The organism is Micromonospora sp. Mcm103 (assembly GCF_024519755.1).
In the GTDB taxonomy this organism is placed as follows: domain Bacteria; phylum Actinomycetota; class Actinomycetes; order Mycobacteriales; family Micromonosporaceae; genus Micromonospora; species Micromonospora aurantiaca.
In genome coordinates, this window is the sequence record NZ_JALJRJ010000031.1 from 1 (window position 1) to 21,488 (window position 21,488).

At 76.1% G+C, this 21,488-nt stretch carries 16 protein-coding genes and 1 pseudogene; 14 read left to right on the forward strand and 3 right to left on the reverse strand.

What is annotated here, in order from left to right; genetic code table 11:
* Window positions 1-596, reverse strand: a 596-nt coding sequence (locus OC439_RS28025; RefSeq protein ID WP_262016050.1) for a hypothetical protein, incomplete at its 3' end; no start/stop codon positions are given.
* A 57-nt stretch (window positions 597-653) separates the two neighbouring features.
* Between OC439_RS28025 and OC439_RS30405 the strand changes: the two are divergent.
* Window positions 654-1,182, forward strand: a pseudogene (locus OC439_RS30405) (Replicase polyprotein 1ab); the annotation flags it as partial.
* A 481-nt stretch (window positions 1,183-1,663) separates the two neighbouring features.
* Window positions 1,664-2,731: an HAD-IIA family hydrolase gene (locus OC439_RS28035; protein ID WP_262016051.1), complete on the forward strand. Its 1,068-nt coding sequence runs from the start codon at window positions 1,664-1,666 to the stop codon at window positions 2,729-2,731.
* Between the two features lie 13 nt (window positions 2,732-2,744).
* On the opposite strand, the gene OC439_RS28040 is transcribed toward OC439_RS28035, so the two are convergent.
* Window positions 2,745-3,080: an SCP2 sterol-binding domain-containing protein gene (locus OC439_RS28040; protein WP_194799846.1), complete on the reverse strand. Its 336-nt coding sequence runs from the start codon at window positions 3,078-3,080 to the stop codon at window positions 2,745-2,747.
* Between the two features lie 112 nt (window positions 3,081-3,192).
* Here OC439_RS28040 and OC439_RS28045 point away from each other — a divergent pair, with 112 nt between their 5' ends.
* From OC439_RS28045 to OC439_RS28065, 5 genes are all read left to right on the forward strand, one after another.
* Window positions 3,193-3,831, forward strand: coding sequence for a phasin family protein (locus tag OC439_RS28045; protein WP_262016052.1), 639 nt, complete (start codon window positions 3,193-3,195; stop codon window positions 3,829-3,831).
* Complete coding sequence (locus tag OC439_RS28050; RefSeq protein ID WP_262016053.1) at window positions 3,828-4,055, forward strand: hypothetical protein; 228 nt, start codon at window positions 3,828-3,830, stop codon at window positions 4,053-4,055. The genes OC439_RS28045 and OC439_RS28050 overlap by 4 nt, the downstream gene beginning before the upstream one ends.
* Before the next feature lie 21 nt (window positions 4,056-4,076).
* Window positions 4,077-4,925: a TlyA family RNA methyltransferase gene (locus OC439_RS28055; protein ID WP_194799849.1), complete on the forward strand. Its 849-nt coding sequence runs from the start codon at window positions 4,077-4,079 to the stop codon at window positions 4,923-4,925.
* Complete coding sequence (locus OC439_RS28060) at window positions 4,922-5,806, forward strand: NAD kinase (protein ID WP_013285580.1); 885 nt, start codon at window positions 4,922-4,924, stop codon at window positions 5,804-5,806. Before OC439_RS28055 ends, OC439_RS28060 begins: the two co-directional genes overlap by 4 nt.
* 469 nt (window positions 5,807-6,275) lie before the next feature.
* Window positions 6,276-10,004, forward strand: coding sequence for a S8 family serine peptidase (locus OC439_RS28065; protein WP_262016054.1), 3,729 nt, complete (start codon window positions 6,276-6,278; stop codon window positions 10,002-10,004).
* A gap of 46 nt (window positions 10,005-10,050) precedes the next feature.
* Here OC439_RS28065 and OC439_RS28070 read toward each other — a convergent pair whose 3' ends face one another.
* Window positions 10,051-11,025, reverse strand: coding sequence for a helix-turn-helix domain-containing protein (locus OC439_RS28070; protein ID WP_262016055.1), 975 nt, complete (start codon window positions 11,023-11,025; stop codon window positions 10,051-10,053).
* A 79-nt stretch (window positions 11,026-11,104) separates the two neighbouring features.
* Between OC439_RS28070 and recN the strand changes: the two genes are divergently transcribed.
* The 7 genes from recN to OC439_RS28105 all read left to right on the forward strand — a co-directional run bounded on the left by recN (window position 11,105) and on the right by OC439_RS28105 (window position 21,274).
* On the forward strand, window positions 11,105-12,862 hold the full coding sequence (recN, locus tag OC439_RS28075) for a DNA repair protein RecN (RefSeq protein WP_013285583.1): 1,758 nt from the start codon (window positions 11,105-11,107) through the stop codon (window positions 12,860-12,862).
* A 118-nt stretch (window positions 12,863-12,980) separates the two neighbouring features.
* On the forward strand, window positions 12,981-14,159 hold the full coding sequence (gene steA / locus OC439_RS28080; protein ID WP_194799853.1) for a putative cytokinetic ring protein SteA: 1,179 nt from the start codon (window positions 12,981-12,983) through the stop codon (window positions 14,157-14,159).
* A gap of 27 nt (window positions 14,160-14,186) precedes the next feature.
* A complete protein-coding gene (locus OC439_RS28085) occupies window positions 14,187-15,128 on the forward strand; it encodes a copper transporter (RefSeq protein ID WP_262016056.1) in 942 nt (313 codons plus the stop codon).
* Between the two features lie 60 nt (window positions 15,129-15,188).
* A complete protein-coding gene (locus OC439_RS28090) occupies window positions 15,189-16,052 on the forward strand; it encodes a hypothetical protein (RefSeq protein ID WP_262016057.1) in 864 nt (287 codons plus the stop codon).
* A 1-nt stretch (window position 16,053) separates the two neighbouring features.
* Entirely contained in the window at window positions 16,054-17,751 is a 1,698-nt protein-coding gene (murJ, locus tag OC439_RS28095) for a murein biosynthesis integral membrane protein MurJ (RefSeq protein ID WP_262016058.1), read from the forward strand.
* The gene (locus tag OC439_RS28100) at window positions 17,748-18,881 is read left to right on the forward strand and encodes a glycosyltransferase family 4 protein (RefSeq protein WP_262016059.1); all 1,134 of its coding nucleotides are present in this window, start codon (window positions 17,748-17,750) and stop codon (window positions 18,879-18,881) included. The genes murJ and OC439_RS28100 overlap by 4 nt, the downstream gene beginning before the upstream one ends.
* Window positions 18,881-21,274 (forward strand): hypothetical protein, encoded by a 2,394-nt coding sequence (locus OC439_RS28105; RefSeq protein WP_262016060.1) that lies wholly within the window; start codon window positions 18,881-18,883, stop codon window positions 21,272-21,274. The genes OC439_RS28100 and OC439_RS28105 overlap by 1 nt, the downstream gene beginning before the upstream one ends.
* Window positions 21,275-21,488: the final 214 nt, after the last annotated feature.

Below are 21,488 nucleotides of genomic sequence, written 5' to 3' on the forward strand. Positions count from 1 at the left end.
GTGACCGTCGTGAGGGCGGTTTCCGTGGTGGCGACCGTGAGGGTGGTTTCCGTGGCGGCGATCGTCGTGAAGGCGGCGCCCGTGAGGGTGGCTTCCGTGGCGGTGACCGTCGTGAAGGCGGCGCCCGCGAGGGTGGCTTCCGTGGTGGCGACCGTGAGGGTGGCTTCCGCGGCGGCGATCGTCGCGAGGGCGGCGCCCGTGAGGGTGGCTTCCGTAGCGGTGACCGCCGTGAGGGCGGCTACCAGGGCGGCGACCGCCGGGAGAGCTATGCCGGTGGCGAGCGCCGCGACGGCGGGTTCCGCGGTGGCGACCGCGACCGTGGCTTCCGCCGCGACGACCGACGTGACGACCGGCGGCCGGGTGGCTTCCGGGGCGAGCGGGACGGTGAGCGCCGTGGCTACGGCGACCGGCCGGGCGGCGACGACCGCCGTGGCACCTACGGTCCGCAGCGGGAGCGCCAGGACGAGCGCGGCGAGGGGCGTACCGGTGAGGCGCCGGAGCTGCCCGACGACGTGGTCGCGAGCGACCTCGACTCGGCCGTCCGGGCGGAGCTGCTCTCCCTCGCCAAGCCGGTCGCGGAGACTGTCGCCCGGCACCTGGTCGCGACCGGTCTGCTGATCGACGAGGACCCGGCGCTGGCGCTGGCGCACGCCATGGCGGCCCGCCGGCTCGCCTCGCGGATCGCCGCCGTGCGGGAGGCCGTCGGGCTGGCCGCGTACCACGCGGGTGAGTGGCAGACCGCCATCGCCGAGCTGCGGACGTACCACCGGATGAGCGGCCTGCAGAGCCACCTGGCCGTGCTGGCCGACTGCGAGCGGGCGCTGGGCCGGCCGGAGCGGGCCATCGACCTGTTCCGCGGCGCGGACCGGGACAAGCTCGACCAGGCTGTCGCGATCGAGCTGCTGATCGTGGCCGCCGGGGCGCGCGGTGACCTCGGGCAGAAGGACGCCGCGGTGGCGATGCTCCAGGTCCGCGAGCTGACCGGCGACTCGACCGAGCCGTGGGCGGCGCGGCTGCGCTACGCGTACGCGGACGCCCTGCTGGCGGTCGACCGGCGCGAGGAGGCACGAGAGTGGTTCTCCCGGGCCGCCGACGTCGACTCCGAGGGGGAGACGGACGCCGCGGAGCGGCTGCTGGAGCTGGACGGCGTGGTCATCGAGGGCGACGACGAGCCGGAGGACGACGCGGACACGTCCGAGGCGTCGGCCGAGGGCGACGATGACGACGACGATGACGACGACGATGACGACGACGATGACGACGACGATGACGACGACGATGACGACGACGACGATGACGACGACGATGACGACGACGATGACGACGACGATGACGACGACGACGATGACGATGACGATGACGACGACGACGACGACGACGATGACGACGACGACGATGACGACGACGACGATGACGATGACGATGACGACGACGATGACGACGCTCGGCTGAGCGGCGACGGCGGTGACGCGGCCCGGGCCGGCTACCGGGACCGGGACGCAGGCGACCTGGCCGACGACGAGCTGACCGACACCGAGGCCGGCTCGCTCGCCGCCGGCACCCCGGCCGCCGCCGACACGACCGAGGAACCGGCCGCCGGCAGCCCGGCCGACGAGGTCACCCAGGCGCGGGCGGCCGGCGAGGGCGAGGCGGCGGACCGCCGATGACCGGGTACGCCGGTGACACCGCCTCCGGCGCGGATCGGGGAGAACCCGACTGCGCCGGGGCGGGGCGGCTCGTCGACGCGTACTCGCTCGTCGTCTTCGACCTGGACGGCGTGATCTACCTGATCGACCGGCCCATCCCCGGCGCGGTCGAGGCGGTCAGCCGGCTGCACGCCGAGGGGCGCGCGGTCGCGTACGCGACGAACAACGCCTCCCGCCGCTCCAGCGAGGTGGCCGACCTGCTCACCGGCATGGGCGTCGCGGCCCGGCCGGCGGAGGTGCTCACCTCAGCGGCGGCCACCGCCGAACTGCTCCGCGACCGGCTGCCCGAGGGCGCGCCGGTGCTCGTGGTCGGCGCGGAGGCGCTGCGCGCCGAGCTGCGCGCGGTGGGCCTGCGGCCGGTCGCCACCGCCGACGAGGAGCCCGCCGCTGTTGCGCAGGGCTACGGCCCGCAGGTCGGCTGGTCCGACCTGGCCGAGGCGTCCCTGGCGGTACGGGCGGGCGCGCCCTGGTACGCCACCAACACCGACCGCACGCTGCCCAGCCCGCGCGGCCCGCTGCCGGGTAACGGCTCGCTCGTCGCGGTGCTGCGGACCGCGCTCGGCCGCGACCCCGACGTGGTGGTGGGCAAGCCGGAGCCGGCGCTGTTCACCACCGCCGCGCGGCGCGCCGGGACCGGATGCACGCTCGTGGTGGGCGACCGGCTGGACACCGACATCGAAGGCGCCCGCCGGGCCGGGCTGGACAGCCTGCTGGTGCTCACCGGGGTCAGCGACGCCGCCGAGCTGCTGGCCGCACCCGAGGAGCGCCGCCCCGCGTACGTCTCGTTCGACCTGGCGGGCCTGTTCGACCCGGCCGCCGTGGTGGCGGTGCCGGGCCGGACTGCAGACGGCGGCTGGTCGGTGACGGAAGCCGGCGCGGACCTCGTGCTCGACGGTTCGGGACCGCCACTGGAGGCCCTCGCGGCGCTCTGCGCGGTGGCCTGGTCGACGGGGGCCGGGCCGCGCGTGCGGGCGCAGTCCCCGGCGGCGGAGGAGGCCCTCGCCGCGTTCGGTCTCGACGGCTGAGGCGCCGGGCCGCTCAGAGCAGCTTGCGGAGCTTCATCAGGTCGAACGGGTTCGCCTTGATCGACACCCGGCGGGAGGCCACCGCCGCCATGACGTCGAGCCGGCCGTGCACCAGCGCGACGAGGTCGTCGCTGCCGGTGCTCAGCGCGATCTTCGCCTTCGGGTCGTCGCCGTCGGCCAGGTCGACCAGCCGGCCGCCCTCCAGCCGCCCGTGGAACGCGGTGCCGAGGTCGGTGATCCGGCAGGCCAGCGTGCGGTCGAGGTCGATGCGTCCCTGTGCCTCGGCGTTGCGGTCCAGCCGCGCGGCCAGGTCCTGCAACGCCTGCCGGCACTCGTCCACGCTGGCCACATCGTCTCCTCACCACGAACCACGCCGTTTCCCGGCACCGTACCGCAATGGGGGGTCCGGGGTGCCCGGTAGCGTGGCACCTGCACACCTCGCCCCGCGGAAGGACTCAGGCATGCAGGACGCGTGGCGCGCCTACCTAGAGCTGGCCATGGGCCTGACGGAGGCGCCCCGGAAGAAGGCACAGGACGCGGTCATGCGCGTCGTCGGCCAGGGCGGTGCGACCGCCGCCCAGATCCAGACGCTCGCCGAGGAACTGGTCGCGACCGGCCTGGCGAACCGGGAGTCGCTGACCAAGCTGGTCCGCTTCGAGGTGGACCGGGCACTTGGCGCGGTCGGCCTGGCCACCGCCGACGAGGTCGCCGAGCTGACCCGCCGGGTGCACGACCTGGAGCGGCAGCTGCGCGAGGCGCGCGGCCACCTCGGCCCGGGCGACACCCCGCCCGCCGGAGCGTCCGAGCCCGCCGCCGCAACACCGGCCGGGACAGCCGCCGCGCCGTCCGGTGCGACCGCACCGAAGACCGGGCCGTCGGAGGCCGGGCAGCCGAACACCGCGTCGCCCGCCGCCGAGACCCCGGCCAAGGCCCCGGCGACGACGCCGGCAAAGGCCCCCGCGACGACGCCGACGAAGGCGGTGGCGAAGAAGACGGTGGCGAAGAAGACGATCGCGAAGAAGCCTCCGGCCACGGTCTCCCGTACCCCGGAAACCGCACCGGCGAAGAAGGCCACCGGGCGCCGGGCGGCCGGCTCGTGACCGCGCCCCGGCCTGGCCCGCCGCCGGGTCCGCGGCCCGGACCGCCCCCGGGGGTACGCCCCGCGCCGGTCGAGGAGGCCGGCGAGGCGAGCCACCCGGCGGTGGACGCCGCGGTGCTCGGCATGGCCAACGCCGAGGCGCTCGCCCCGGCCGACCAGATCGCCCAGTACGAGGCGGCGTACGAGACGCTGCGCGAGACCCTCGCCACCATCGACCAGGCCTGAGCAGAGGCGGAGACACACCTGATGGCTCGTCGTACCCGGCTGGACGCCGAACTGGTCCGGCGCGGGCTGGCCCGCTCCCGGGAACAGGCCGCCGCGCTGGTGGAGGCCGGTCGCGTCCAGCTGCGCGGAGTGCGGGCGCGCAAGCCCGCGGCGATGGTCGACCCGGCCGATCCGCTGCTGGTCACCGGCGAGGATCCGGCCGACGAGTACGTCTCCCGGGGCGGCCACAAGCTGGCCGGCGCGCTCGCCGCGTTCGCCCCCGGCGGGCTGACCGTCACCGGCCGGCGCTGCCTGGACGCGGGCGCGTCGACTGGCGGTTTCACCGACGTGCTGCTGCGCGCCGGTGCCGCCGAGGTGGTCGCCGTGGACGTCGGCTACGGGCAGCTCGCCTGGTCGCTGCGTACCGACGAGCGGGTGCGGGTGTTCGAGCGCACGAACGTGCGTACCCTCACGCCGGAGGCGATCGGCGGCCCGGTCGACCTGACGGTGGCCGACCTGTCGTTCATCTCGCTGCGGCTGGTGCTGCCGGCGCTTGCGGCGTGCACCGGGCCCGGCGGTGACCTGGCGCTGATGGTCAAGCCGCAGTTCGAGGTCGGCAAGGAGCGCGTCGGCGCCGGCGGTGTGGTCCGCGATCCGGCGCTGCGCGCCGAGGCGGTGCTGGACGTGGCCGCGGCGGCCGCCGGGCTCGGCCTCGGCCTGGCCGACGTGGCGGCCAGCCCGCTGCCCGGGCCGAGCGGCAACGTCGAGTTCTTCGTATGGTTGCGCGGGGACGCGCCCGCCGCGGATCCGGAGCGGGTCCGCGCGGTGGTGGCCGCCGGTCCGCAGGGCGCCGCCGCGACGGCGGCCACGACCGAGGAGGTGTCCGGGTGAGCCGTACCGCGCTGCTGGTCACGCACACCGGCCGTCGACGCAGCACCGAGCACGCCCGGGCGGTGGCCGCCGACCTGATCGCCGCCGGGTTCGAGGTGCGGGTGGTGGCCGAGGAGGCCGACGACCTGGACCTGCCGGGCGTGGTGCCGGTGACCGGCCCGGAGGCCGCCGAGGGCGCCGAGATCGTGTTCGCGCTCGGCGGGGACGGCACGTTCCTGCGCGCCGCCGAGCTGGCCCGCCCGGCCAAGGTGCCGTTGCTCGGCATCAACCTGGGCAAGGTCGGCTTCCTCGCCGAGGCGGAGATCGACGACCTGGACACCGCCGTGCGTGACGTCGTCGACCGCAACTACACGGTGGACGAACGGCTCACCCTCGACGTCACCGCCGAGTTCGAGGGCGGGCCGACCATCGAGTCGTGGGCGCTCAACGAGATCAGCGTGGAGAAGGGCGAACGCGCCCAGATGCTGGAGTTGCTCGTCGACGTGGACGGCCGGCCGCTGTCCCGGTACGGCTGCGACGGCGTGATCTGCGCGACCCCGACCGGCTCGACGGCGTACGCGTTCTCCGGCGGCGGGCCGGTGGTCTGGCCCGAGGTGGAGGCGCTGCTGCTGGTGCCGATCAGCGCGCACGCGTTGTTCAGCCGCCCGCTGGTGACCGCGCCGACGTCGACGTTCGTCATCACCGTCGACCCGTTCACCACACTGGCCGTGCTGTGCTGCGACGGGCGGCGCGTCTACGACCTGCCGCCCGGTGCCCGGGTGACGGTGCGCCGGGGCACGCTGCCGGTGCGCATCGTGCGGCTGCGGGCCCGACCGTTCACCGACCGGCTGGTGGCCAAGTTCGACCTTCCCGTCCAGGGCTGGCGGGGCAACCGTCGCTGACCAGCGGCTCAGCGGAATTCTCCGTTCGGCCCACCGGTCCCGGCCCCCGCGCGCGTTACGGTGGGCGTACGGGCCGCGAAGAGGTGAGTCCGGGCGCGGCGGTGAGGCCCGCCGCTTCCCGGATGCGGCCCAGCGTCGCGGGGCTCGGCCAGGGGGTGGTCGGGGCCGCGACGGTCGGGACGCCGGAGCGTCGTAGCCGGCCGCGGCGGGCGGACCGGCACGCCGTGTCCGGTCGGGTGTCGACCCCGGCCGGGCCGACAGGTCGCAGGGCCGCCGCCGGAGGAAGCGGCGGCACGCGAGCTGGGCGACGCGGTCTCCGGCGTCCCGGCCTCCACTCCGTCGTGCGCGTGTCCACCTGGCGACATGTCGCCGGTGCGGCGGCCCGTACCCGGTGACCCGGCGGCGGACGCCGTCGCAGACTCCGATCGCCGGGCCTCACGAGGCCGGCCTCGGAGTAGAGGAGCGTCACATGCACCGGTTCCCCCGCTGGCTCGCCGCCGGCGCGGCCGGGGCGTTGGTGGTCGGGCTCGCCGTACCGGCGTCCGCCGTACCGCCCGCCCGGCCCGCCGGCCCGCCCCCGGGCACATCCGCCCCGGGCGCGCCGCCCGCCCGCGTCACGCTGATCACCGGCGACCAGGTCGAGCTGGTCCAGGCCGCGCCGGGCCGGATCGCCGCCACCGTCCACCCCGGGCCGGGCCGTGACCGGATCGTCTTCCAGACCACGCAGGCCGACGGCGGGCTGCGGGTGCTCCCCGCCGACGTCGTGCCGTACGTGTCGGCGGGCGTGCTCGACCCGGACCTGTTCGACGTGCAGGAACTGGCCGAGCAGGGCTACGGCGACGCGGGCCTCACGGCGCTGCCGCTGATCGTGCGCTACCGGGAACCCGCCGCCGGGCGGGTGCGCCCCCTCGCCGTCGCCGCCGAGTCCCGTCCGCTGTCCAGCATCAACGGCGCCGCGCTGCGCGTCGACAAGAACGACCTGGGCGCGCTGTGGACGTCGCTGCGACAGGCGCCGCAGGCCCGCGCCGCAGGCGCCGGACCGGTCCGGCTCGGCGCGGGCGTGGAGCGCGTCTGGCTCGACGGGCGGGCCCGGGTGGCGCTGGAGCACAGCGTCCCGCAGATCGGCGCGCCCGCCGCGTGGGCGGCCGGACGCGACGGCGCCGGGGTGCGGGTCGCGGTGCTCGACACCGGCGTCGACGCCGAGCATCCCGACCTGGCCGGCCGGATCGCCGAGGCGCGTGACTTCACCGGCGGCGGCAGCGCCCGGGACGGCCACGGCCACGGCACCCACGTGGCGGCCACCGTCGCCGGCAGCGGCGCGCGCTCCGCGGGGCTGCGCAAGGGCGTCGCGCCGGGCGCGCGGCTGCTGGTCGGCAAGGTGCTCGACGACTCCGGCTCCGGCTACGACTCCGGCATCATCGCCGGCATGGAGTGGGCCGCGCGCTCCGGCGCGAAGGTGGTCAGCATGAGCCTCGGCGGCGCGCCCACCGACGGCACCGACCCGATGAGCCAGGCCGTGAACGACCTGACCGCCGAAACCGGCGCGCTGTTCGTGATCGCCGCCGGCAACGACGGTGAGCCGCGCAGCGTCGGCTCGCCCGGCGCGGCCACCGCCGCGCTCACCGTCGGCGCGGTCGACCGCGACGACGTGCTCGCCGACTTCTCCAGCCGCGGCCCGCGCCTGGGCGACAACGGCCTGAAGCCGGAGATCACCGCGCCGGGCGTCGGCATCGTCGCGGCCCGCGCCGCCGGCACCACAATGGGTACGCCTGTGGACGACGCCTACACCCGCGCCTCGGGCACCTCGATGGCCACGCCGCACGTCGCGGGCGCGGCGGCCGTCCTGGCGCAGGAGCATCCCGGATGGACCGCTGCGCAGCTCAAGGACGCGCTGGTCAGCACCACCCGGCCGAGCGCCGGCGCGACGGTGTTCGAGCAGGGCGCCGGGCGGGTCGACGTGGCCCGCGCGCTGCGCCAGCGGGTGTACGGCACGGCCACCGCCGACTTCGGCCGGCTGACCACGGGCGGGCCGGCCGCGACCCGGACGGTGCGCTACGTCAACGGCACCGCCGCCGCGCAGACGCTGCGGCTGGCGCTGGAGCTGCGCAACCTGGACAGCGGCGCGGCCGAGACCGACGGCCTGACGCTCGACGCCGCCACGGTGACCGTGCCGGCCGGCGGCGGCGTGGACGTGCCGCTGCGCGCCGACCCGGCCCGGCTGGACCGGGGTCCGCACGGCGGCTGGCTGGTGGCCACCGGCGCGGACGGTGTGACGGTGCGTACCGCGGTCGGGCTCACGCTCAGCGGCCCGCAGCACACCGTGACGCTGCGCGCGCTGGACCCGGCCGGGCGGCCCGGATCGTCGCCGGTGGTGACGCTGTTCGGTGAGCACCCGGAGTCGGACGCGATGGGCTGGCTCGGCGGCGGCGACGAGTGGCAGGTCCAGGTGGAGGAGGGCCCGTACCTGCTGCACGCGCTGATCGAGCACGGCGCGCCGCTGGACGAGCAGCTCACCCTGGTCACCGACCCGGAACTGACAGTGGACCGGGACCTCACGGTGGTGCTCGACCCGCGGCGCGGCACGCCGGTACGGATCGAGACGCCGAGGCCCTCCGAGCAGCGGGCCGTGCTGAGCTTCTACCAGCACCGGGTGTTCGGCAACGGCCGGCAGGTCGACCACGGCGTGATGACGTTCAGCACCGTGCAGCAGCTCAACGTCACCCCGACCCGGCAGGTACGCCACGGCGAGTTCGAGTTCTCCTCGCGCTGGCAGCTCGTCGCGCCGATGGTCGACATCGACGTCAGCGGCGTGTCCGGCGCGCTGGACGTCAACCTGATGGGCCAGTCGCCGGCCCCGGCCGGGCGGCAGCGGCTGCGTCTGGTCGCCGCCGGCACCGGCGCACCAGGTGAGCTGGCCGGGGTGCGGGGCGCGGCGGCGCTGCTCACCGCGTCCGCCGACCGGTCCGAGGAGGAGCAGGTGGCCGCCGCGGCGGCGGCCGGTGCGGAGGCGGTGCTGATCGTGCGGCCGGCGGACCAGAGCGCGTGGACGGTGTGGCGCCCGACCGGGGAGCGGCTCCCGGCACCGGCGCTGGCGGTGGCGTACGACGACGGGCAGCGGCTGCTCGCGGCGGCGCGTACCGGCCGGGCCCGCATCGACCTGACGCTCACCGTGGACAGCCCTTACCTCTACGACGTGTTCCAGGTGTCGAAGGGCCGGGTGCCGGAGCGGATCCTCCACCGGGTCACCGCCGCCAACACGGCCGAGGTGACCGCGCGCTACGGCGACACCGGCGGCCTGGACTGGGCCACCGAGCAGCGGTTCGGGTGGCGGCCCTGGCAGGAGTTCTCCTGGAACGACGACCAGCGGATGGTGCGTACCGGGACGACCCGGCGGGAGTACGTCAGCTCCGGTGACTCGTGGTGGCAGCACCGGGTGCTGCACCGGCTGATGTTCTCCAGCATGGGGACGCTGACCGGCGGCCTGTCCGACCGGCCCCGGCGCTACGCGGCCACCGACCGGACCACCGAGTCGTGGCACACGCCGCTGGTGCGCCCCGCCGTGGCGGCCGGTGCGGCCGCGCCGAGCCGGACCGCTGACACGCTCGACCTGCGCGTGGCCGAGTTCGTCGACGCCGACGGTCACGCCGGCGTGGACAACCGGTCGGAGGAGCAGGACACGGTGACCCGCCGGGTCAGCCGGGACGGCCGGCAGATCGCCGACCTGTCCGCCGGCTGGGCGCCGGTGCCGGCCACTGCCGGTCCGGCCCGCTACCGCCTCGACGTGACCACGGCCCGGTCGTCGGCCCAGTGGCGGTGGGCGACCCGTACCGAGACGGCGTGGGAGTTCACCTCGGCCCGCCCGTCCGGTGACGCGGCCCGGCCGCTGCCGCTGCTCCAGGTCGACTACCGGGTGCCGGCTGACCTGCGCGGCGAGGTGCCCGGCAGGCGGAAGCACACCGTCGGGCTGACGCTGCGCCACCCGGCCGGGCTGCCCGCGCCGGCCGGCACGACGGTACGCGCCGAGGTGTCGTTCGACGGCGGACGCACCTGGCGCACGGCGCCGGTACGCGGCTCCGGCACCCGGTTCACCGCCGAGGTGCCGGCCGGGCGCGGCACGGTGTCGCTGCGCGTCTCGGCGCGGGACCGTGCCGGCAGCACCGTGACGCAGACCGTGATCGACGCGTACGGGCTGCGGTGAGACGCCGGGGCGGGGCGGTCCTGGGGCCGTCCCGCCCCGGCCCCGGTCAGATCCAGCCGCGCCGCGCGGCCTGGAACGCCAGCCCGGGCCGGGTGTCCACACCGGCGGCGGCCATCAGGTCGGCCAGCCGCCGCTGCACGGTACGCCGGCTCACCCCGAGCTGTGACGCGATCGACTTGTCCGGCACCCCGGCGACGAACAGCGACAGCAGCCGCGCCTCGTCGCCGTCGGGCTGGTAGCCGGTGCCGGCCCGGTCGGCGGGCGTGCCGAGCGGCGTCGCCATCAGCCAGTGGCTCTCGAACAGCGCCAGCAGCGCGTCCAGCAGCTGGCTGCGGCCGATCACCGCGGCGGTCGGCTCCCCGCCGTCACGGTCGGGCACCAGCGGGCAGACCGCGGTACGACCGTCCACCACGGCCAGTCGCACCGGCAGCCGGTCCAGCACCCGAGCCTGCTCCCCGGCGTGTACGCCCCGCTCCACGTCGGCGAGCGCGCCCGGCTCCAGCAGCATCGCCCGTTCGTAGATGGCCCGGTACCGCACCCCACGGGCCAGCGCGTCGAACTCCTCGACGTTCTCCGGGCCGGGCATCGCCAGCGGGTTCGCCCGGCAGAACCAGAGCACCTCCTCGCGCGCGCCGTTCTGCAGCTCGCGCAGCCGTTCCCGTAGTGCCCGCGCGCCGGTGACCACCTCGACCAGGTGCGCGGCGTCGTGGCGGCGCATCCCGGCCCGGTAGTCCTCGGCGAGCCGGCTGACGGCGGCACGGGCCTCCTCCAGCGCCGACTGGCGGCGCAGCAGCGCCTCGCCGAGCGGCACGTCCGGCGCGAGCGGCCGCAGCGGCGCGTCCGGTTCCGGGCCGGTCGGCAGCACGAGACCCTTGTCCCGCAAGGCGTCCAGCCGGGCGACGACCTCCGCGCGGGGTCGTCCCAGCCGCTGCGCGAGCTCACCGGCCCGGGCCGTGTTCGCCCGTACCAGGCTGCGGTAGAGCTCCTCCTCGTCCGGGGTCAGGCCGATCTCCTCCAGCACGGGGCTGAACTGTACGGGTGCCCGCGGCTCGCCCTGCCGGCTGGTCAACTGTCACACGGCGGGGCTACTGTCGGGTGCTGTGCTGGAAGAGCTGCGCATCACCGGACTGGGCGTCATCGAGGACACCACGCTGCCGCTGGCCGCGGGGATGAACGTCATCACCGGCGAGACCGGCGCCGGCAAGACCATGGTGGTGACCGGCCTCGGCCTGCTCTTCGGGGGCCGTGCCGACGCCGGCCGGGTGCGCGCCCAGCCGGGCCGCGCGGCGGTGGAGGGCCGGCTTCGCCTGAGCGGACGGGTGGCCGAGGCGGTGCACGCCCGCATCCTCGACGCCGGTGGCGAGCCCGACGAGGACGGCTCGCTGCTGCTCAGCCGCACCGTCACCATCGAGGGGCGCTCCCGCGCGCACCTGGGCGGGCGGGCCATGCCGGTGTCCACGCTCGGCGAGGTCGGCGAGCAGGTGCTGGCCGTGCACGGCCAGTCCGACCAGCTGCGGCTGCTGCGCCCGGCCGAGCAGCGCGCCTCGCTCGACCGGTTCGCCGGGCCGGAGCACGAGAAGCTGCTCGACGCGCTGCGCGAGACGTACGCCCGGTGGCGCACCGTCGTCGACGACCTGGCCGACCGGCGGCGTAACGCCCGCGAGCGCAACCAGGAGGCCGACCTGCTGCGGCTGGGCCTGGACGAGATCACCCGGGTCGATCCGCAGCCGGGGGAGGACGACGAGCTGAAGGCCGAGGCGCAGCGGCTGGAGCACGCCGAGGGGTTGCGTACCGCCGCGCAGGTGGCGCAGCAGTGCGTGGCCGGCGGCGTCGAGGCGACCGACGAGACGCCGGACGCGACGGTGTTGCTCGGCACCGCGCGGCGCACGCTGGAGGCGCAGGCCGGCACCGACCCGGCGCTGGGTGAGCTGGCCGCCCGGCTGGAGGAGGCGGCCACGCTCGTCACCGACGTGGCCGCGGAGCTGTCGGCCTACCTGGCCGCGCTGGACGCCGACCCGGCCCGCCTGCAGACCGTGTACGAGCGGCGGGCCGCGCTGCGCGCGCTCACCCGCAAGTACGCCGACGACGTCGACGGTGTGGTGGCGTGGGCCGAGCGGGCCCGCACGCGGCTGTCCGATCTGGACACCTCCGACGAGCTGCTGGACGAGCTGGACCGCGAGGCGACCCGGCTCGCCGGTGAGGTGGCCGACCTGGCCGGGCGGGTGTCGGCGTCCCGGCGGGAGGCGGCGGTGCGCTTCGCCGAGGAGGTGACGGTCGAGCTGGCCGGGCTGGCGATGCCGCACGCCCGGATCGAGGTGGCGGTGCTGCCGCGCCCGGCGGGCCGGTCCGAGCCGAGCCTGCCGGTCAACGGCGTCGAGACCGGCGTCGGCGCGGACGGCGCCGACGAGGTGGAGCTGCGGCTGCTGGCGCACCCGGGCGCGCCGGCGCTGCCGTTGCAGAAGGGCGCGTCCGGCGGTGAGCTGTCCCGGGTGATGCTCGCCATCGAGGTGGTCTTCGCCGGTTCCGGCGGCCCGCCCACGCTGGTGTTCGACGAGGTCGACGCCGGTGTCGGCGGCCAGGCCGCGGTGGAGATCGGCCGCCGGCTGGCCCGGCTGGCCCGCAGTCACCAGGTGCTCGTGGTCACGCACCTGCCGCAGGTCGCCGCGTTCGCCGACCGCCACCTGGTGGTGGCCAAGGACACCGGGGGAGCGGTCACCACGAGCGGGGTGCGCGTGGTGGAGGACACCGAGCGTGCCCGGGAACTGGCCCGGATGCTCGCCGGTTTGCCGGACTCGGATCTGGGTATCGCCCATGCCGAGGAGCTCCTGGCCGTGGCGGCCAAGGAAAGGCGTCCGTGATACCCCGATTGTGAGCGCAAGCACACCGGCGCGGGTTCCGGTGTGCTTCCCTGGGTAGGCGGCCCTGCTCAGGCATGTCGCGACAGCAAAACCTGCCTCACATGCCAGGATGGTCACGATGCGTCTACCCACACTGCGCCGGAGCCGGAACCCGGAGCCGGGCTCCATCGTCGGCACCGCGCGCCTCGACCGGCGGACGAAACGGCTGGTCGGGCGGCTGCGACCCGGCGACATCGCGGTCATCGACCACGTCGACCTGGACCGGGTGGCGGCCGACTCGCTCGTCGCGGTGGGTGTGGCGGCGGTCCTGAACGCCAAGCCGTCGGTCTCCGGCCGCTATCCCAACCTCGGGCCGGAGGTGCTGATCTCGGCCGGCATCCCGCTGCTGGACGACCTCGGCGAGAGCGTCTTCGAGCAGGTCCGCGAGGGCGACCGGGTCCGCATCGAGGGCAACACCGTCTTCGTCGGCGACGAGCCGGTCGCGCACGGCTCGCTGCAGGACGCCGAAACGGTCGCCAAGGCGATGGCAGACGCCCGCGAGGGCCTGTCGGTGCAGTTGGAGGCGTTCGCCGCCAACACGATGGACTACCTGCGCCAGGAACGCGACCTGCTGCTCGACGGCGTCGGCGTACCGGAGATCCAGACCCGGATCCAGGGCCGGCACTGCCTGATCGTGGTCCGCGGCTACGACTACAAGGCCGACCTGGACGTGCTGCGCCCGTACATCCGGGAGTTCAAGCCGGTGCTGATCGGCGTGGACGGCGGCGCCGACGCGCTGGTCGAGGCCGGCTACACGCCGGACATGATCATCGGGGACATGGACTCGGTCACCGACGACGTGCTGCGCTGCGGCGCCGAGGTGATCGTGCACGCCTACCCGGACGGGCGCGCGCCGGGCCTGGCCCGGGTCAACGGGCTCGGCGTACCGGCGATCACCTTCCCGGCGGCGGCCACCAGCGAGGACCTGGCCATGCTGCTGGCCGACGAGAAGGGCGCCTCGCTGCTGGTGGCGGTCGGCACGCACGCCACCCTGGTGGAGTTCCTCGACAAGGGGCGCGGCGGCATGGCGTCGACGTTCCTGACCCGGCTGAAGGTCGGTGGCAAGCTGGTCGACGCCAAGGGCGTCAGCCGGCTCTACCGGCAGAGCATCTCCGGGTCGTCGCTGCTGCTGCTGGTCCTGTCGGCGGTGGCCGCGATGGCCTCCGCGGTGGCGGTCTCCACCGTCGGGAAGGCGTATCTGGGCGTGGTCTCCGAATGGTGGGACAATTTCGTGTTCCAGCTCGGCCAGCTCTTCTAGCTCCCCGACGATCAAGAGGCTGCAAGCGTGATCAACTTTCGCTACCACGTGGTGTCCCTGACCGCGGTGTTCCTGGCACTGGCGATCGGCCTGGTGGTCGGCACAGCCGCCCTCAACGGGCCGGTCGCCGACTCGCTCCGGGAGAACGTCAACGGCCTGCGCAAGGACAACTCGCTGATGCGCCAGTCGGTCAACAGCATGCAGAAGCAGCTGGAGACCGAGGAGGAATTCGCGGCCGAGATGGCCCAGCTCGTCCTGCCCGGCAAGCTGACCGGCCGCCGGGTGCTGGTGCTCACCCTGCCCAGCGGCCGCGACCAGGCCGAGGGCGTGGTGAAGATGCTCCAGACCGCCGGCGCCGACGTCACCGGCCGCATCGACGTGCAGGACAAGTTCGTCAACCCGGACAGCAACAACAACCTGCTGGAACTGGCGGTCACCGCGGCCCGGCCGAACAGCGCCCCCACCGGCAACCTGCCCGGCAACGGGCACGGCGTGGAGACCTCCAGCGCCCTGCTGGCAAACGTCCTGATGGACCGCCCGGCCGGGAGCCCGCCGGTCAGCGAGGCCGACCGGCGCGCCGTGCTGGAGCAGTACGCCACCGCCGGGTACCTCACCCCGGCGGACAAGATCTCCGCCGCCGCCGAGGCGGTGGTGATGGTCACCGGCCAGCCGTACGTGGACAAGGACTCGGCGAAGAAGGACGAGTCGGTGGTGAAGATCGCCGAGCAGTTCGACCGGTCCGGCGCGCTCGTGGTCGCCGGCATGGGCTCGACCGGCGGCAACCTCGTCTCCGTGGTCCGCGGCGACCCGGTGCTGTCGCAGACCATCTCCACCGTCGACAACGCCAACACCGTGCAGGGCCAGCTGGGCACCAGCCTCGCCCTGGCGCAGCAGCTCACCGAGAAGAAGACCGGCCAGTACGGCGTGGGCGACAACGCCACCTCCCGGGTGCCTACACTGCCCCGGTGACCGCTGCGGGCCGCCCGGTCCGTGCCGCGTCGCGTTCGAAGTCCGGATCGAGGAGGTCCCGTGAGACTGGGTCGGCTGCTGGCCGTGGGCGCGGGCGCGCTGGCCGCACGCTACGTGCTGCGTCAGACGCGTACGTCGCCCGGCGGCCCGGCGCTGGAGCGCACCAACTACCGGGGCCGCACCGTGACCCTGGCCGCCGGTCCGGCCCTGGCCGTCGGCGCGGCCACCGGGGCCGCGCTCGGCGCCGGTAGCACGCCGGCCGGCGCCGCCGCACTCGTCGCCGGGCTCGGCGCGGGCGCTGTCGGCCTCTACGACGACGTGGTCGGCGCGCGCCCCGAACAGAAGGCCGCCAAGGGGTTCGCCGGGCATCTCGCCGCGCTGCGCGAGGGTCAGGTCACCGCCGGGATGGTCAAGGTCGCCGGGGTGGGCGTGGCCGGGCTGGGTGCGGCCGCGCTGCTCGCCGCCGACCGGCGGGTCGCCGCGCATCCGCGCCGCCGGCGGGCCGGGGCGTTCGGCCGCGGGCTCGACGTGCTGCTCGGCGCCGGCGTGGTGGCCGGCACCGCGAACCTGGTCAACCTGCTCGACCTGCGGCCCGGCCGGGCGCTGAAGTCCGGCATGCTGCTCGGCGCGCCGCTGACCACCGGCCCGTACGGCGGCGTCGCCGCGGGCGCCGTGGGCGCCTCGGCCGCACTGGTCGGCGACGATCTCGGCGAGCGCGTGATGGTGGGCGACAGCGGCGCCAACGCGCTCGGCGCGCTGCTCGGGGTGAGCCTCGCCGCGCGTACCGGGCCGCTGGGCCGGGCCGGCGTGCTGGCCGTGCTCGCCGCGCTCACCGCCGCCAGCGAGAAGGTCAGCTTCACCCAGGTCATCGCGTCCACGCCGGGGCTGCGGCACCTCGACGAGCTGGGCCGGCTCCCGGACTGACGTGACGAAACCGGCTCCTCTCGCCGCCGCCGGCCGGGTCGCCGGGGCGGCCGCCCTCATCGCCGTCCTCACCGTCCTCAGCCGGCTCGCCGGCTTCGGCCGTACCGCCGTGTTCACCTGGATGCTGGGCCCCACCGACCTCGGCGGCGCCTACCTGGTGGCGAACTACGTCCCGAACTTCATCTTCGAGATCGTCGCCGGTGGGGCGCTCGCCAGTCTCGTCGTACCGCTGCTCGCAGGCGCCGTCGAGGCGGGTGACCGGCGCGCGGTGGCCGCCACCACCGGCGCGCTGCTGACCTGGACGCTGAGCCTGCTGGTCCCGCTGGCGGTGCTGCTGGCGGTGTTCGCCGATCCGCTGCCCGGCCTGATCGGAAACGGTCTCAGTGAGGCCCAGCAGGCGTCCGGGGCGCGGATGCTGCGGGTGTTCGCGCCGCAGTTGCCGCTGTACGGCGTGGGCATCGTGCTGACCGGCGTGCTCCAGGCGCACCGCCGCTTCGCCTGGCCGGTGATCGCGCCGCTGCTGTCCAGCGTCACGGTCATCGGCGTGTACCTCGGGTTCACCGCCGCCGAGGGGCGGCTGGCCACGATCGGGGAGGCCGGGCGCGGCGGCGAGTTGCTGCTGTCCGCCGGCACCACGCTCGGCGTGGTGGTGCTCTCGCTGTCGCTGCTCATTCCGCTGCGCCGGCTGCGGCTGCGGATCCGGCCGGGCTACCGGTTCCCGGCCGACGCCCGGGCCCGGGTCGGCGGGCTGGTGGTCGCCGGTGCGGTCACCGTGGCCGCCCAGCAGATCGCGCTGGTGGTAGCGCTCAACCAGGTCACCTACGGCCGGACCGCCGACGTCAGCGTCTACAACCTCGCGCAGACCGTCTACTTCCTGCCCTGGGCGGTGTTGGCCGTGCCGCTCGCGGTGGCCGCGTACCCGACGCTCGTCGCGGCCCGGGCCACCGGCGACGAGCGCGCCTACCGGGAGACGCTGGCCCCGGCGGTACGCGGCGTCGTGCTGCTCAGTCTGCTCGGCGCCGCCGCTCTCGTCGGCACCGCGATCCCGGTCGGGCACTTCTTCTTCGCCGACCCGCTCGACGCGCGTACCGCGGCGGCCGGCATCGCCGGGTTCGCGCCCGGCCTGGTCGGCTACGGCCTGTTCGCGGTCCTCACCCGTGCGCTGTACGCCCGCGGCGAGACCCGCGCGGCCACCGTCGCCACCGCGCTCGGCTGGCTCAGCGTGCCCGCGCTCGCCGTGGTGTCCGCCCAGGTGGCGCCGCTGGCCGACCGGGTGCTCGCGGTGACGCTGGCGACGTCGGCCGGCATGCTGCTGCTCGGCGCGCTGCTGATCGCCGCGGTCCGGCGGGCCGCCGGCGGCGAGGCGCTCGCCGGGATCGGCCGGGCCGGCGCCGCCGGGCTGCTCGCCGCAGTGGTCGCCGGAGCGGGCGGGGCGGCCGTCGCGGCGGGACTCGCCGGGCTCGGTGACGGCACCCCGACGACACCGTGGGCCCTCGCGCAGGGCATGCTGTCCGGGGTCGTGGTCGGTGTCCTGTTCCTCGCCGTCGCCTGGCTGACCGACGCCCGCGACCTGCGGCCGCTGCTCGCGACCGTGACCCGCCGGCTGCGCCGGCGACGCCCGGCCGGCGGGGACGACGGCCCGCCGGCGCAGCAGCACCCCGGCGAGCGGGGTGACGGAAGGGAGACCGTTTCCTCATGACGGACGCCTCGCCGGCACCGCGCTGGCCCGGGTCGGTGGCCCTGGTGCTCGCCTCCAGCACCGGCGGGGTCGGGCAGCACGTGCGCTCGATCGCCCGAGGGCTCACCGAGGCCGGCGCGTCCGTGCTGGTCTGCGGCCCGGCCGCCACCGAGGAACAGTTCGACTTCACCGGCGCCGGGGCCCGCTTCACGCCGGTGGAGATCCCGGCCAGCCCCACGCCGGGGGACGCGCGCGCGGTCACCGCGCTGCGCCGCGCGCTCGGTGACACACCTGTCGACGTGGTGCACGCGCACGGGCTGCGCGCCGGCCTGGTCGCCGCGCTCGCCCGCCCCGCCGCGCCGCTGGTGGTCACCTGGCACAACGCGGTCCTCGCCGGTGGCCTGCGCGGTGCGGTGTCCCGGCTGGTCGAACGGGTCGTCGCCCGGTCCGTGCGGGTCGCCCTGGGCGCCTCCGCCGACCTGGTCGACCGCGCCGCCGCGCTCGGTGCCGCCGACGCCCGCCTGGCCCCGGTCGCCGCGCCGGCGCTGCCCGCGCCGCGCCGCCGCCGCACCGCGGTACGCGCCGAGTTCGGCGTCGCCGCCGACCGCCCGCTGATCCTGTCGGTGGGCCGGCTGCATCCGCAGAAGCGGTACGACGTGCTGATCGACGCCGCCGCCCGCTGGCGGACCCGTACCCCCGCCCCGCTCGTGGTGGTCGCGGGCAGCGGTCCGGCGTACCTGCCGCTTGCCGCCCGGATCTCGGCCGCCCGCGCGCCGGTGACGCTGCTCGGGCACCGCACCGACGTGGCGGACCTGCTCGGCGCCGCCGACCTCGCGGTGGTGACGAGCGACTGGGAGGCCCGCCAGTTGTTCGCGCAGGAGGCGCTGCGGGCCGGCGTACCGCTGGTCGCGACCGCCGTCGGCGGTCTGCCGGACCTGGTCGGCGACGCGGCGGTGCTGGTGCCGCCGGGCGACGTGGACGCCGTCGACGCGGCGGTGCGCGACCTGCTCGACGACCCCGCCCGCCGGGCCGACCTGGGCCGGCGCGCCCTGGCCCGGGCCGCGACCTGGCCCACCGAGGCGGACACCGTGGCCGCGCTCGCCGGCCTCTACGCCGAGCTGACGCCGCAGCTCTCCACCGGGAACCGCTGATGCTGCGCAGACTGACCCCGGTGCTGCTGACCCTGGTCGTGGTGGTGCTTGGTATCACCGCGCTGTCCGCCCGCCCGGACGACGGCGCGACCCGGCCGAACGCCGACTACGTGGTGCTCGTCGGCGCGGCGGGCCTGCGGTGGGACGACGTCGACCCGGAGAACACGCCGACGCTGTGGCGGATGGCCGAGCAGGGCGCGATCGGGTCGCTCTCGGTGCGCTCCGCGCACCGCCCCACCTGCCCGGTCGACGGCTGGCTCACGCTCGGCGCGGGGAACTTCGCCGCCTGGCCCGGCGCCCGCCCGAGCGGCGGCTGCCCGGCCACCGCCGTCACAGTCGAACGGCCCGACGGCATCGGCGCGAACCTGCCCGACCAGGCCAGCGCGGTCGTGCACAACCAGGAGCAGCTCTCGTGGGGCGCCACGCCCGGTGCGCTGGCCGAGTCGGTGCGCTGCTCGGTGGCGGTCGGGCCGGGCGCCGCGGTGGCCGCCGCCCGCCCGTTCGGCCGGGTCGACAGGTACGCGCCCACGCTCCCCGACGACCCGGCCGAACTGCTCGGCTCCTGCGTGCTGAGCATCGTCGACGTCGGCACCGTCGACGACGACGACCCGCAGGTACGGGCCGCCCAGGCGCGGCAGGCCGACGCCCGGCTGGCCCGGGTGCTCGCCGCCCGGCCGCCGCGCTCGCTGGTGCTGGTCGCCGGTGTGTCCGACACCGACTCCCCGGCGCGGCTGCACGTCGCTGTCGCCGACGGCCCCGGCTGGGAGGGCGGCTGGCTGACCTCGCCCAGCACCGCCCGGTCCGGCTACCTGCAACTGATCGACCTGGCCCCGACCGTGCTCGCCGTGCTCGACAAGCCGATGCCGGAACGGGCGTTCCTCGGCCGCCCCGCGGTGACTGTCGACGACCGGCCGGACGACCTGCGGGCCGCGATCGAGGCGCCGGCCGACGCGGACCGGGAGGCCGCCGCCCAGCGCCGCGTCGCCGGCTGGTTCTTCACGCTGCTGGCCGCCGCGCAGCTCGCCCTCGCCGTGGCGGTGCTGCCGCTGCTGCGCCGGGCCCGCCGGCTCGCCGGCCCGCACGGGCCGGAACCGGTGTCCCCGCGCATCGTCGCCGTGGTGGAACTGATGCTGATCGCCGCCGCGCTCGCCGTGCCCGCGGCGTTGCTCGCCGACGCCGTGCCCTGGTGGCGCGGCGACCACGCCGGCCTCTGGTACGCCTCGGTGACCGCGCTGCTCATCGTCGGCGGCACCGCGGCGGTCCGGTTCACCCCCGGGCACGAGCGCACCCTCGGCCCGCTCGGGGCGGTGGCCGGGCTGGCCACGCTCGTCGTCGGCGTGGACGTGCTCACCGGCTCCCGCCTGCAGCTCAACGGCGTGGTCGGCTACTCGGCGCTGGAGGGCGGCCGGTACGCCGGGCTCGGCACCGTCGGGCTGGGCGTGTTCATCGCCGGGGCGCTGCTGTGCGGCGGCTGGCTCGCCCAGCGGTTCCGCAAGGGCTGGCGGCCGATGGTGATGGTGACTGTCGGCGGGCTCGCAGTGGTGATAGTGGGCAGCCCGTACCTGGGCGCCGACTCGATCGGCGCGATCGCGCTCACCGCCGGCGTCAGCGTCGCGGCAGCGATCTGCAGCGGCGGCTGGCTCACCGTGAGCCGGCTGGCCTGGGCCACCATGGCCGCGCTGGCGGTCACCGTCGGCTTCGCCCTGGTCGACCTGGGCCGTCCGGCGGACGAGCGGGGCAGCCTGGGCCGGTTCCTGGCCGCTGTGGGCGACGGCACCGGCGGGCTCACCGTGCACCGGTCCAGCAGCTCCAACATCCAGACGCTGGTGAACAGCCCGCTCACCGTGCTGGCCCTGGCCGGGGCGGCGCTGGTCTGGCTCGCGCTGCTCCAGCCGTGGGGCGGGCTGATGCGGCTGTTCGGCATCTACCCGGCGATCCGGGCGGCGATGGCCGGCACCGCCGTGGCCGTCGGGCTGGGCGGACTCCTCGGCGGGTCGGCGCTGGACGTGGCCGGCGCGGCGGCGGCTCTCGTGGTGCCCATGGCGGCCCTGGCGGCGCTACGGGTGCTCGACCACTCCACCGACCGTACGGTGCCCGACAGCGGCCGTGGCGGGGGCGAGACGGGCGCGGTCCCACCGGGCGGCCCGGACGACTCCTCCAGGGGCGGCGCGGCCGGCGACGCCCCCGCCGGCGACGGTGCGGACGGTGGTCGGCCGGCGGGCGACGGTGCGACCGGTGACGGTGCCGGCGACCCGGGGGAGGCTGGGAAGCCGGCCGGACCGGACGGGCAGGGCCCCGCAGGCACGGAGGCGCCGGACGGGCCACGCGCCGACGCCGTCGTGCGGGTGCCCGCACAGCCGACCCCGGCGTCCTCGGAGATCCCCGCCGGCTGACCCCGCCCGCGCGGCCCGCCAGGTCTGCCGCCCGCCAGGTCGGGGAGGTGGCGGGGTCGAGGCCCGGTGGAAGGCACCACATCGGCGAGCTGGTGTCGATCAAGGCCCGGACCCGGGCCGGATCCGGCCTCACGTGCGCCGACAGCGGGTGCGACGCCGGCTCACGGTCCGGATGGTGTTACCGTGGAATCCCGTGGATCGCGTGATCACTCTG

What these genes read in the sequence shown, in the direction of transcription:
- OC439_RS28100 (WP_262016059.1), top strand. Translation starts at nt 17,748, where the DNA reads ATGACGGACGCCTCGCCGGCACCGCGCTGGCCCGGGTCGGTGGCCCTG.
- OC439_RS28035 (WP_262016051.1), top strand. Translation starts at nt 1,664, where the DNA reads ATGACCGGGTACGCCGGTGACACCGCCTCCGGCGCGGATCGGGGAGAA.
- steA (WP_194799853.1), top strand. Translation starts at nt 12,981, where the DNA reads ATGCGTCTACCCACACTGCGCCGGAGCCGGAACCCGGAGCCGGGCTCC.
- OC439_RS28045 (WP_262016052.1), top strand. Translation starts at nt 3,193, where the DNA reads ATGCAGGACGCGTGGCGCGCCTACCTAGAGCTGGCCATGGGCCTGACG.
- OC439_RS28105 (WP_262016060.1), top strand. Translation starts at nt 18,881, where the DNA reads ATGCTGCGCAGACTGACCCCGGTGCTGCTGACCCTGGTCGTGGTGGTG.
- OC439_RS28065 (WP_262016054.1), top strand. Translation starts at nt 6,276, where the DNA reads ATGCACCGGTTCCCCCGCTGGCTCGCCGCCGGCGCGGCCGGGGCGTTG.
- OC439_RS28055 (WP_194799849.1), top strand. Translation starts at nt 4,077, where the DNA reads ATGGCTCGTCGTACCCGGCTGGACGCCGAACTGGTCCGGCGCGGGCTG.